Source organism: Vibrio owensii CAIM 1854 = LMG 25443 (assembly GCF_000817815.1).
Taxonomy (GTDB): Bacteria; Pseudomonadota; Gammaproteobacteria; order Enterobacterales; family Vibrionaceae; genus Vibrio; species Vibrio owensii.
Window position 1 is genome coordinate 351,683 of the sequence record NZ_JPRD01000015.1, and the last position, 12,260, is coordinate 363,942.

Annotated in this window: 18 protein-coding genes; all 18 read left to right on the top strand. The window is 40.2% G+C overall.

All coding sequences use genetic code 11. The annotated features are described in order from the left end of the window. Positions 1 to 10: 10 nt before the first annotated feature. The 18 genes from H735_RS10610 (at position 11) to H735_RS10695 (ending at position 12,205) form a co-directional block, all read left to right on the top strand. Positions 11 to 511 (top strand): hypothetical protein, encoded by a 501-nt coding sequence (locus tag H735_RS10610; protein WP_020194637.1) that lies wholly within the window; start codon positions 11 to 13, stop codon positions 509 to 511. A gap of 92 nt (positions 512 to 603) precedes the next feature. Further along, on the top strand, positions 604 to 939 hold the full coding sequence (locus H735_RS10615) for a hypothetical protein (protein ID WP_020194638.1): 336 nt from the start codon (positions 604 to 606) through the stop codon (positions 937 to 939). 268 nt (positions 940 to 1,207) lie between these two features. Next, the gene (locus H735_RS10620; RefSeq protein ID WP_020194639.1) at positions 1,208 to 1,672 is read left to right on the top strand and encodes a hypothetical protein; all 465 of its coding nucleotides are present in this window, start codon (positions 1,208 to 1,210) and stop codon (positions 1,670 to 1,672) included. Positions 1,673 to 1,778: 106 nt separating this feature from the next. After that, positions 1,779 to 2,276 (top strand): hypothetical protein, encoded by a 498-nt coding sequence (locus H735_RS10625; RefSeq protein WP_020194640.1) that lies wholly within the window; start codon positions 1,779 to 1,781, stop codon positions 2,274 to 2,276. Between the two features lie 775 nt (positions 2,277 to 3,051). Continuing rightward, positions 3,052 to 3,813, top strand: a complete 762-nt coding sequence (locus tag H735_RS10635; protein WP_020194642.1) for a hypothetical protein — start codon at positions 3,052 to 3,054, stop codon at positions 3,811 to 3,813. A gap of 10 nt (positions 3,814 to 3,823) precedes the next feature. Then, positions 3,824 to 4,003: a hypothetical protein gene (locus H735_RS10640; RefSeq protein ID WP_020194643.1), complete on the top strand. Its 180-nt coding sequence runs from the start codon at positions 3,824 to 3,826 to the stop codon at positions 4,001 to 4,003. A 24-nt stretch (positions 4,004 to 4,027) separates the two neighbouring features. Beyond that, entirely contained in the window at positions 4,028 to 4,990 is a 963-nt protein-coding gene (locus H735_RS10645) for a TAXI family TRAP transporter solute-binding subunit (protein WP_020194644.1), read from the top strand. 464 nt (positions 4,991 to 5,454) lie between these two features. Further along, entirely contained in the window at positions 5,455 to 5,640 is a 186-nt protein-coding gene (locus H735_RS10650) for a hypothetical protein (protein WP_020194645.1), read from the top strand. A gap of 4 nt (positions 5,641 to 5,644) precedes the next feature. Then, entirely contained in the window at positions 5,645 to 5,812 is a 168-nt protein-coding gene (locus tag H735_RS30860; protein ID WP_020194646.1) for a hypothetical protein, read from the top strand. A gap of 532 nt (positions 5,813 to 6,344) precedes the next feature. Continuing rightward, positions 6,345 to 7,172, top strand: a complete 828-nt coding sequence (locus H735_RS10655) for a hypothetical protein (RefSeq protein ID WP_162184038.1) — start codon at positions 6,345 to 6,347, stop codon at positions 7,170 to 7,172. A 114-nt stretch (positions 7,173 to 7,286) separates the two neighbouring features. Further along, a complete protein-coding gene (locus H735_RS10660) occupies positions 7,287 to 8,294 on the top strand; it encodes a phosphoadenosine phosphosulfate reductase domain-containing protein (RefSeq protein ID WP_020194648.1) in 1,008 nt (335 codons plus the stop codon). Between the two features lie 208 nt (positions 8,295 to 8,502). Further along, entirely contained in the window at positions 8,503 to 9,042 is a 540-nt protein-coding gene (locus tag H735_RS10665) for a hypothetical protein (protein WP_020194649.1), read from the top strand. Positions 9,043 to 9,063: 21 nt separating this feature from the next. After that, on the top strand, positions 9,064 to 9,327 hold the full coding sequence (locus H735_RS10670) for a hypothetical protein (protein WP_020194650.1): 264 nt from the start codon (positions 9,064 to 9,066) through the stop codon (positions 9,325 to 9,327). An 8-nt stretch (positions 9,328 to 9,335) separates the two neighbouring features. After that, entirely contained in the window at positions 9,336 to 9,551 is a 216-nt protein-coding gene (locus tag H735_RS10675) for a hypothetical protein (RefSeq protein WP_020194651.1), read from the top strand. A gap of 510 nt (positions 9,552 to 10,061) precedes the next feature. After that, positions 10,062 to 10,598, top strand: coding sequence for a hypothetical protein (locus H735_RS10680; RefSeq protein WP_020198058.1), 537 nt, complete (start codon positions 10,062 to 10,064; stop codon positions 10,596 to 10,598). A gap of 70 nt (positions 10,599 to 10,668) precedes the next feature. Beyond that, complete coding sequence (locus H735_RS10685; RefSeq protein ID WP_020198059.1) at positions 10,669 to 11,211, top strand: hypothetical protein; 543 nt, start codon at positions 10,669 to 10,671, stop codon at positions 11,209 to 11,211. Between the two features lie 68 nt (positions 11,212 to 11,279). Further along, complete coding sequence (locus tag H735_RS10690) at positions 11,280 to 11,882, top strand: hypothetical protein (protein WP_020198060.1); 603 nt, start codon at positions 11,280 to 11,282, stop codon at positions 11,880 to 11,882. An 11-nt stretch (positions 11,883 to 11,893) separates the two neighbouring features. Next, positions 11,894 to 12,205 carry a hypothetical protein gene (locus H735_RS10695; RefSeq protein ID WP_152447705.1) on the top strand — a complete coding sequence of 104 codons (312 nt, stop codon included), beginning with the start codon at positions 11,894 to 11,896 and terminating at the stop codon, positions 12,203 to 12,205. Positions 12,206 to 12,260: the final 55 nt, after the last annotated feature.

Below are 12,260 nucleotides of genomic sequence, written 5' to 3' on the forward strand. Positions count from 1 at the left end.
TACATAAAAAATGAAAAATTCAAATAAAGAAAATAGCAAGCAAACAAACGTTTCTAAAGTAGATAGATTTACTGAATATGATGAAAAACTATCCAATAAGGTAGTCCCTCATTCAGATAAAGTGTTTCTAATCTGTTTTGTCGTTTTGGTTTGTTTCAATATTATAGGTTGGCCTTTTGTTCCAGTGTTTGTACAGAATGCATTCTTAGGAATAGACATCGCTTTTGTAGGTGCATACAAGATCCGAAAGGATAGGTTTGATATTAGAAATTCAGAACATATGCTTATGTTTGGAATTTTCGTTGTGTCAAGTGTGCTCGCTATAGGTGGTGTGTTCCAAATGAGTGCTAACTTAGCAACGGCATGTATATGGATGACTCAAGGGTTAATAACTGTAACTGTTATATATGCGATTGTCATATTGTTAAAATCAAAAAGAGTAATCTTGGATAAATACGATGTGATAATTGCAATATTGGCATTTATACAAACTTTAAACATAATTCACTAAACATGAATTAAAACTACCGAAGGGTACAAATTAGCACCCTTCGGGATGCTCATATTTGTACCTTTTTTTTAAAATTAAATGAGGAATAAATTATGAGCAATATTAATAAAGTAAAAAAGCAAAAGTCTACTCAAGTAAAAAATCACAATGTGATGAAAAAACTTGCGAAGCAACAGAAAAAAAAGTGTAACCGTAAGGTGAATAAAGATTCTGTAAATAACAGCCCAAGCAAAAAGATCGCACAGTCAGCATGTAACCTTGTAATTGCTAATGCTGTCGGTCTATCTGGCGTTGGTCTTTACGGTATCTTAACTCAAGTTGGTGCAATGGACATTCACGTAGCTCTGTTCGTCATTGGACAAATAGTCTCTGTGATCGCATCTGGTGTGCATGTTTACTTCGACGTTGCCTATAAAGATTCTGGGTAAGTTTTAAGTCTGTTCTTATTGAATGACAGCTTGATAACTTGAACTTATTGATAAGCCTGCACTCCATCTGGAGTGCTTGTTTGTCAAATTCAGAATTCTAAATAGGACTTACAACTATGGATAAAGACATCAACTACACGCTATTCGGACACGTAATAGAAAGCAAAATAACGTTAATTCTTGTCCTCTTCGGAGGTTCAATAGGAACTATCGTACTGATTGCAGTATTTTCGGCAATGTTTGTGCGAAGTCGATTGGGGTAATAATTATGGTTGTGAAAGCTAACTTTAATGGATGTATCGAACTACCTAACGGCGACTTCGCCAGACCTGTAGTAAGAATGCACAATGCTTACATTGATGCTACAAAACAAGATAAACGAAAATTCTTTCGTAGAGAGCCCGTCGTAATTAAAAACCCCGACAATGGCACTTGGACTCTTGCTATTTGCATAGGATCTGGAGGAACGAAAGGTGTAACTAAGCAATCGGTAGGAATCCAATACGATACTGCTGATTTACTTGGTGTGAAATTTCACTCAAAGGAACCTTTAAACCTTGTGATTCAACGTGCATCAATGTGGCGCAAAGTTTATTGGTACTTAAATCACCCAGATCACGGTGTGCGTACTTCTATGTGGTTCGGCATAACCGGTTTGATAAGTTTTGCTGATTCTATGCTAGGTCGGTTCTTCGATTTTATCGAAATGCTAATCAAACATTCTATTCAGTAATCAAACAACGGGCCAACATTGGCCTTATTAAATCTAAACCCTAGTAGGGACATTTACTTCCTTACTAGGGGGTAAGTGTCTCTCAACAAAATTGGAGCTACTTATCATGGAAAAAGCAATCGAAAACTTCATTGCAAAGCCGGCTAACAGCTGGTCTTTGATTGATTATCTTAAAACCCTTAATGCAAATCAGATATCAAGAATGATTGACCACGTAGTGGGCGAACTTTACTGGATAAAACGACGAGCTCCTTGGGTAAAAGAACACCAGGATAAGCGATACGTAGCACGAGCAGTTAAATTCTTAACTGTACTGTGCAAGCTAGAAGATAAGAATTTCTTTAATGCTGAGTTATCCTGCCTCGGAAATAATTTGGTACGAAGTTCAGCTCTTGATTTCGAAGAGTTGCAAACTAACTACCTAAACGGTCACGATTATCACTGGCTCTATGGGGACAGTATAAATTGTTGTTTTTCTCTACAGGAGAAATTACAGATCGTTTCATATTCCGAAGGTGATGTGGTGGTGATAAGTTGTGAAACGCAAGAAGCATTCAATGCGGAAGTTCATCGAGCTCTTGAGTTCGCGAGGACTGAACTATGATCTATAAGGTCTTAGCGTCCATTTGTTTGTGTCTGTCTTCTGTAAGTTTCAGTACTAACGATGTCACAATCGATACTGATGACAATGAAGTAAGTAATCAAGTTGTTCTTTTTATGAACAAGTAACTCCGAGGAAGAGGACTAACGTTATACTGGCTTGGGCTAGCGCGTTAGTTCCTCCAGTATCGGTATGACTTAGATTCTATTTCATTATCTGTTCGGTTGGGGCTCCACCTTAAGCATGTTGCTCGCAGCGTGCTTAAGGGAGTCCCAACTAAGAGAATATGATGATGAAACAATATGTAGAATACGAGCAGTCAACTAATACCGTTACGATCGATGGAAAGAAAAGGCATCTCGCTTCTCCTATTTTCTTCGTTGTCAGAAAAGATAGAGTCGGAGCTTTGGTGCTTGACTTACTTCGAAAAGAGAAACTAATCCGACCTACAACTACGGAAGTGGTCGTGCGCTAGCCTGGGTGACCGGGCTAATACCTAAAGGTCTTATTTCAGGATTTTTAGGTATCGTTATGTTGATACACATGACTTTTAAATCAAAATTTAAAGCCGCGTCATTCGCGGCTTTTTTTTTATGACTTATTGAACACTGATAGCAGCCAGTGATTCTCTGATCTAAACCACATACACAAGGTTCCTGATCTTATGCGCATGTATACGGCTGGGCAATTGGTACATGCTTAAATTCAATAAGCGTTACATAACAACTTAACCAACAATGGAAATTTATATGGAATTAAATGTTACTGGAGGTAGCTTGTGACAGAAACAACTAAGGTGTTACACCTAGGCAGTCTCGTAGAGCAAGGTAATAACCAAATTGCAGAAATTAAACGTGAACAGAACGCTCCTGTTACGGCTACAGCACGCAATATCGGCTTTGTTGCATTTAGTTTGGTAGGTGTGATTCTGGCCGGCTTTATCGCTTTACAAATTATTACCGGTACCCTTGCTTTACTTGTCGGTGTTGGGGGTATGGCATTAATGTTCTATGCCCTCCGATATTTGAAGATGAACGATAAGCACATTAAGCAAAAAATGCGAAATCGTGTCATTGCAAACATGATTGAAGAGGCGAAAACTCGCAAAATCGAGACGCTTACAAATTTGGTCATAGATTCACAAACTCGACTGGATGGTGCTCGCGCAGCCCGCGATAAAATGGGTGGATATGTCAATAAAGTGAAATCAAAACTCGCTGAAACTGACAAGTCGTCAAGTCACTATACACGTATGTGCCAGATGGCTGAAAAAGTCGAAAAGGCCTATGAATTGGTACAGCAGAGTGTTGAACGGGCAGGGCACGCGCACAAAAATCTATCCTTGAAAGTGAAGGAGTACAAGGATATGGCTGAATTTAGCGAGATCGTAAATGATGCGATGAGCTTTGCTAAATCAGAAAAAGATTCGCTTGAAAATATGCTGGGTATGGAAGCCTTCGCTGCAATCGATCAGGACTTCCAAGAAGCGATGGTTACTATTGAAAACTCAGTTGCAGATTACGAACTAGACAACGATTAGAGAGGGGCGTATGTCAAAAGAACAAACTAAGCCTGAGGGCACAACTACGGTTATGCGAATTGTTGTCGCTGTTATCTTTACCATCGTATTGGCGTTGTCGGCTATGAGCTATTTAGCTGGCAGCGATTCAACTGGCTCAAGTACAGATAGCTACCAAAACAATACAACGACTTCAGAAAGTCCGTTTTAATTGATTAGAGAAAGGGAAGTAAAAATGAAATTAAAAGCTACAGTGCTATCTATGATGGTAGCAATCGCGGCGGTACCCGTTTCGGCAAAAACACTAAATATGGGTACAGGCGGTACGGATGGCAACTACTATGCAATGGGTCAAGACATTCAAAGTTACTGTGCTGACACTATTAGTACAGACTTGAATGTTGCTGAGACTACAGGCTCTGTCTCAAACCTACTTGGGATGATGAATAAAGAGTACTCTCTTGGCATTGTTCAAGAAGATGTGCTCAATTACAACGCAAAGCGTAACCCTAAAAAGGTAAACCAGAATCGAATTAAGATTTTGACTGGCTTGCATGAAGAGGCTGTACATCTTCTAATTCCAAAGGGCTACCAACCAAAAACGAATGAAAGCAAAAGTCTGTGGAGTAAATTTGGACTTGGTAACGACGATCAACCAAAGAAGTTTGAACTGTCGATGCTTAAAGGTCAGGAAATTGGATCGTGGGGAGGTTCCATGGTCTCAGCCGAGGCTCTAGGTTACTTCTTCGGCTTAAATATCCATGTGACTGAAGTGAAAAATAAAGGCGATGTTAACGATGTAAGCAAACCACTTGTTCTAGTTGGCGGCGCACCATATAAAGTTGTGCAGGACTACTTAGCTTCAGGTAAATGGACATTGGCTGCATTGAATTACGACGCAATCTCTCAGCAAGCTTCTTTCTACAGTAAGCAAAACGTGAACTATCAAATCGGTGGAAAGGTGCGATCTGTACCTACAGTTGGTGTTCGTGCTCTGTTGTTGGGCAAATCATTCCGCAAAAAAAGTCGCAATGAACCTATGACTGAACTCGCCACTTGTATCTATCAGAATGTAGCTGATTTGGCGGATGACCCGGACACCAATCCAAATTGGGGCTCGGTGTATGATTATATCGATGGTGATGGTCAATCTAACTGGGCTTACTTCCCATTAGATGAATCAAAGCTTGAAGAATAGTCATTTCTTAATCAATAAGGCCCTAACGTTAGGGCCTTATTCACTTTGGATCATAATAGACTCGCAGTAGACTTCGAAAGAAGACACAAGGTCGAAAGTTTTTCTTATAGAGGGGGCTGGCAGTAGCGACAGTTCTGCTATGTTGACCCCCAAGCTAATTTCAGTATAATTGTTAAGCAGCAAACATCAGTAAGTTCAAAAAACAAATCTAGCCAGAGGGAAATGTCCCAAAAAGGGTTTTCAATCTCTGCGCGGGCTTCCTTTCTTTATCCAAAATTCACTATTCCAAGTTATACTTAAGCACTCTTGTTAAGAGTTTTTTGGTATGCCACCTAATCAAATTTAAAGGTCGCCAGGTCGCACTGTGACAGCTTCTTACTAATGATTCTCCAGGTCGATTCGCACATAGCGATCTACTTATTTCCTGCGGTGTTAAAATTCCATTAACCATATCGGTACAACAAATGAGTCATCCTAATAACCCCTTAGAAGGTCGAGTACTAGCCGATCCAGCATGTTCTTTTTGGATAAAGAAGCAGCTTGAGGCTACTAAGCAAAGAGACCCAATTGATGCGTTGAACGACGCTGAGTTACTCGTTGCTATTCTCAAGCAACGTTTGTCTGCAACAGAGATTCCCAACAAAGGATAGTAACGTGAAAGAAGCAACAAGTATGACGGCCAAAGAGGTGACAGTTGAATGCCCACACTGCGATGAAATGACAGAGGGTTATATCGGTGATCCAAGAGGAACAGAGGTAGAATGTGAACATTGCTCTCAGGCTTTTAAAATCCACCCGGAAGCCGATATCGAAATGCATTAGTCAATAGGTCACTGATGCTAGAGTAAACTCACCAGTCTATATGCGCGGAGTGGCTGGTGGTTTTCTAAGTGCTTTTTATTAGAGCCTTTAGAAAACCCCCCCATACTATCTCTTAAGATGAGCTTGTCACATTGTGACACCTCCTTTCTGATAGTTAGTAAATTAACGTGCGTGCAAATTTCAGCGAAGGTTGAATATCCGCATAAGGCGTAATTTAACAGATATTCACTGTGGAAATGAAGAACCCGGCCTACATCGGCAGGCGAAAATTGATTAACCAACCTTAAATTAAACTACCCATACAGGGGATTAACCTCCTTGTTATGGGATGGTCTATCCACAGAAATGCTTTTACGAGCTTTTCATGGGTACGAAATAATCCAAATCAAATAGCATACTCCTTCATATACTGATGGAAGCAAGCTATAACGAGTTCTAATTACATTTAATAAACAACCCAACAGGGAACATTGCGCTCCCTACTGGGGCGTCGTGTGTCTCTAAACTCTACTGATAAGTGAATAAGGAATACATGATGAAAAACTTTAAATCAATTGAATTAAACCGTTCCCTAACAGGCAATATCGAGATTGATGCCAATACATCAATAACGATTTTGACTAAGTTAGAGTTGGCACGATTCCAACAATGCTTTGACCTTATAGATCAATTAAATCGAGATGTCGGTTTTTACACTACTGGTAAAGCATTGGTATATCCAGTCTCAAAGCATAATGAAGTTCTCGAGAGACTTAGTGTTGCCAGATACAAGTTTGAAATTGAGCAAATGAAGATAACGAAAGACTTGCCTAACAAAATTAAACATTTGTTAGAACGCAAGCCTGAGTTAACTGAGTATGCTGATGATATCAAATTAAAATCTGAGCAAATGATAGAAAGCTTTAAGTTAAAGGGTTTCTACTCAAAGTACTTTAATAAAAACGAGATCCTCAATCACGATATTGATGCCATGCTGCTTGATCTAAAAGAGCAACTTAAGCATTTAATGAATGTGACGGCATTTCGCTTACGCAAAGCATCAACTGATAACGAAAAGTTTATTGATCAGTCTCATACTGAAGCTGATTTAACCTTAGTTGTCCTTGATAACCTTGTGGCGAAGTGTCGAGACTTTGGTCATTTGGATAGTTCATTCCTCAATTACGGCCACAGTTTAAGTGTCCTGAGTGCTGAACTAGAAAATGTCGATGTATTCAATGGTTCGGATACAGATAGACCTAAATTGGAAGCAATTATCATGGAGATTGTTGATCTGATTTGCACCTTACCAGGAGCTAAGTCAACAAATCACCTTGAAGCTAATTCCGAGACGGAAAGCGAAGAAAAGTCGAACGCTTAATAGCCTTGGCTTAATTTATAACATTCTTCTTCATAAAACCCACTAGGGGAACTATTCATTCCCTAGAAAGGGTGTAGTTCCTCTTAACCTACTTAAGCTTAAAGGAGCTACAAAATGAAAATAGAACAATACAATCAATACAATTCAGTAAGTAATACTGCGACAAAAACCAAAGGTGACAAGCTAGTTCATGTTGTCTCTTTTTCAGGTGGTCGCACTTCAGCTGTATTAGTTTGGCTAATGAAAATTGCTATGGAACGTTATGGATGGAATGTAAAGTTTCTATTCTGCGACACTGGTGTTGAGCATCCAAACACGTACAAATTCATCCGCGATATCATTAAGTTTTGGGGTATTGAGCTGGTAATTTTGCGTGCTAAGGTAAATCCGGTACTTGGTGAAGGCAACTCCTATGAGGTCTATGAGCCTAAAGACTTGATGAACTCAGCAGTAATGGAACCATTTCAGCCTTTCATGGACATGATGATTAAGTATGGTACACCCTCAATTTCGGGACCGTACTGTTCAGAGCGGATGAAGAAGGATGTGTGCCAAGCTTACTGCAATGACCATATAGGGCGTAATAACTACGTAACGTGGTTAGGAATGCGTTCTGACGAGCCAGATCGACTAACTCCAAAAGATGGTATCAAATACTTAGCTGATCTACTGGATATTGAAAAATCAGATGTACTTCGCTGGTGGAAGCAACAGCCGTTCGACCTCGATTTAGAGGAGTATGACGGAAATTGTATCTACTGCGTGAAAAAGTCAACTCAAAAGCTTGCAGCTGCAATACGTTCTAACCCGGGCTTCTTCCAAATGTGGAAATACAAGATCCGCGACAAGAGAGTGCGTGTGAAAGATGGTTATGATCCCAAAGTCATGTACCGCGGCAAACTTTCTCTTGAAGGAATTGCTGCAATGTATGATGACGTGACTGATGAAGAAATAATTGAATCATTACGAGGCTCTCGCGGTGAAGATGTTGGCTCTTGCTCTGAAAGTTGCGAAGGATTTATTCCAGAAACTGCTATTGACTTTGATGCGACAGCAAACAAGCTTTACCAAGAGTTCGAAGCAGAACTTGGTCTCGGCCAGTTTGAACTTGAACTAATTTAAACCCTAATCGGGTACTTCTTCCCGAACGAGGGGGGTAGTACCTGAATTTTTTCTAAGGACTACATATGACAACGTTACCCCCTCCAAATGAAATAAACTCATTCAATAAAACTACTTGTACGCTCTGTAACGGTACAAATGGACATGCAATTGAATCTATGTTTCCATCAATTAAACAACGCCTTCAATGCGTAACAGGAGCTCTAATATGACTTTTTCTGATACACATTTAGGCCATGACGAATACAACGCATTTGTCTTAGAGAATGTTGTTGATACTGATGGTAGCCGATGTAAGGTCGAATGTCCGAAATGCGGTAAAACAGCGATACAGCGCGATTATGACCGTGTAGATGGTGGATGTGTCAATGCTTATGTAAGCGTTACATGCCAGGACTGCGATTATCATGATTGTGACGATGATTACTGCTCTATCTGCGAAGCGAAGTATGACTCGGGTACCCCAGTTGGGTATGACGAATCTGCAATGCTTAGTTATTTACTTGATAACTGCTTGGAGACAGTAGCTGCAGGTCAAATAGTTGATCCCGTAGTCTGGAGCAAATTGAAGGCATTGGCATTCAATCTTCCTGAGGCGATTGGTTGGTTTGATACCTGTTTTGTCTGCGATCGCAGAGTTACTGTTAATACCTACAAAGAGTTTGTGAATTATGCACAGAGAAAATTGCTTGATGCCCGATTTACGATGCGGCTTGATAAGAAAATTACTCTAGCTAAGACACTTTAATGAATTGAATGGATAATCACTATGACAACTGAAAATGATAATAAGCAACCTTACTCAACTGCCTTTGCAATTCTGGTCAACGGTAAGTTACTTCACAGCCAACATTGCCCTCATGTTGCCGGACAAACAGCTGTTCGTCTCGGTATTTGGTGGCTTAAAGAGCTCGATGATCGAGGTTATCCAACCAACGCTGAAGCACTAGAGAATGCTCTAAAGCTGCAGAAGGAGTTAGATAGCACAGAAGGTTCGAATGTGTATTATGTGTCAGTAACCCCGTTAAACTAGGTGAAAATATGGCTATTATTTCGGAGAAAGGCTACCAAGATGCTTTAAGTGAATTACACTCTATGATCGAATGTCCGATTGACGGTTTGTATGATGAAGACATCGAAAAATTGGTAAGTGAAATGCACGTATGGGAAGAAAAGCACCCACTTAAAGTGGAAGAAAATGAATCTCATAAAGCACAACTACAAAAACTAGGTTTTTGGGATAACAATCGCCCATAACTGATAAAACGCCTAAATTGGTTGAATATACAGTGCTCCATTTGGGGCACTGTTATATTACTTTGACAACATGTACAAAATATGTGATCTTATGATCTCTTCACCCATCACTAAAAAACTTCTCTTGCCAGAGGGAGTGTCCCATTCAAAGGGTTTTCAATCTCTGCGCGGGCTTCCAAGTTATATCTCAAATAAACCATTTATTATCTAAGCGTTCTCTTAGGAGTGCTTTTAGATAACCACCCCTTACTATCTCTTAAGATGCCACTGTCACATTGTGACACCTCTTTTTGATAGTTAGTAAATTAACGTGCGTGCAAATTTTGGCATAGGTCAAACATGAGCATTAGGCGTGATTTAGCAGATATTCACTGCGGCAATGAAGAACCCGGCCTACATCGGCAGGAAAAAATTGATACTAAACCATTAAAAACTAACCCTCTCTGGGAGCTATATTCTCCCTTTGTTGGGATGTAGTTCCTTTATTAACTTTCAAATTGGAGCTACATAATGACAACTCAATCAATCACTTCAGAAGCTTTCAAACCTCGCTATATAGTTGACCCTAAATACTTCGCAGAATTCGGTTCAATCGTAAATCAAACATACCTCGAAAAAGGTCGTGAGTTGGTTTGCTCAACCTCTGATGTTGTTCTTCATGGCGATACTGAACCTTTTGGCAAAGACCTACCAGTACATGCTTACGTTATGCACCGCAACAATATGGAGCCTAAACGTGCGCTTGAAATCTGGGATGAAGATACGCTCAACGCAAAAGTTGCAGAACGTATGGAGTCATTAAAACAAGAGGCGAAAGAAATTCCTGTTGCGACCTTCTGGGAGCAATATGAATGCTTGCCACCTTGCCGTGAAAGAACCTTGGATAAATACCGGTTTTTTCATGTGATGACTCGAGTTTCAGGAGATCTAGTCAATTGGTATGCATTAATGGGAGATGAAGCTTTTACGCTAATAGATGAAGCAAGCGCTGATATGAATCATATTCTTGATCGCTTTTTCGCTTTAGCTGAAGCTAAATTCAATTAATCAATCACAACCCTCTGAGGGAATTATCGCCCTCATAGGGTGATAGTTCCTTTTATTAAGGAGCTACAAAATGAATACTGCACAATCAACAAACAATCAAGAAACACGCTACATCGTTAACCTGGAATCATTTGAGAAGTATGGCTGTATGCAAACCTATACTTACCATCGTGAAGATGGAATAGAGGTCGCTGGTTACACTTCAAATACGGTTCTTAATGGTGATGGGGTTCGTGCTGGTTCTGACCTGCCCGTGGATGTGTATCTGTCTTATCTAAAATCAGAAGCTGGTGAAGACAATATTGTTGTCTGGTCAGAAGCAGAATTTAATAATAAGACTGCAGAAAAGCTTGAAAAGCGTAAGGAAGAACAGGGAGAAATCTCTGAAGAAACCTACTGGTGGCGTTACGGGTGTATGCCTCCATGTCAGTACAATCTTCATTCTGACATTGAATTCTTTCATATGCCAGAACGTATAACGGCTGATCTGGTTACCTGGAATGCTCTTATCGGCAATAACGCTTATTATTTGGTCGATGAAGCAAAAGCTGATGTTACACACATCAAGTCTCGCTTCATTAAATTACATAAGCAATTACGCGTCAAAAACTAAAACCCAATCGGGGAACTCACTTCCCGATAGGGGGTAGTTCCTCACTTTTTATGAATTAGGAGCTACATATGACAACAAATATTGAACCATTATACTGCGGATACAAGGTGAAATACCAAGCGCCTGGCTATCTGTTTGTGGGATATATAACATCGGCAAATAACTCGAAAGGTGAGTGGTATTTTACTAATGGGCCAGCTGGTTTCATTGTAAAAGACCGCAATCACATTACCGTGTTAGAAGCTAAGAAACGTAAACGTAACGAGACCTTTCAAATGGCTCGTAACCAAAAACGATATGCGATTAACGCACTGACATCGAATATCGACAAAGTTCTCCCCGGAGAAAATATTGTCGAGCCTTCGTACGCAACCCCAACTGGACTTGTCGATTACTTTGCTAACTGTAAGGAGTTGATTAAAACAGGTTCGGCCAAGGAAGTAGCCCAGTTAATTCAAGCCAACATACTAAGTCTGGCAAAGGATGTAGTTCTAAATCTCAACCTGAATGAAACAGTGGATAATGCAGCATGGTCTATCTCTCGCGGAGTTAGGGTCATTGTTGAACCATGGGCATATGAGCTTCACCGAGAGTTAAGACGATTAAGTCTGATCCCGGTGATGATTGTTAAGTGTGACGGTGAAAACACTCATCGTCTGTCAGAAGTGTGAGGGGTTAGGCAATGTGTAAAATGTGTGTAGATGGTATTTGTACAAATCGATGCGTGCCACCGTCAAAGTCAGTTAAAACTGTTGCCGACGTAGCACGTAATTTTTTGTCAACCAACCCAACGCAGGAACAAAAAGATCTTTTCTTTGAAGTTCTCCAATTACTCAGAGAGACAAACCGGGATGCAATGGAGGCCGTTAAGGACACCAACCGAGCGCTCGATCTGTGTGAAAAGGCAATCAACCAAACCGATTTGGCAACAAATCAGACTGAAGTAGTGATGGCCGTTGTCGATAAGGCAATGATTAATCCATCAATGCATTAAGTAAATATACCAACCCTAGCAGGGGAGCTAATCCCTTGTAGGGATAGTTCCCTTT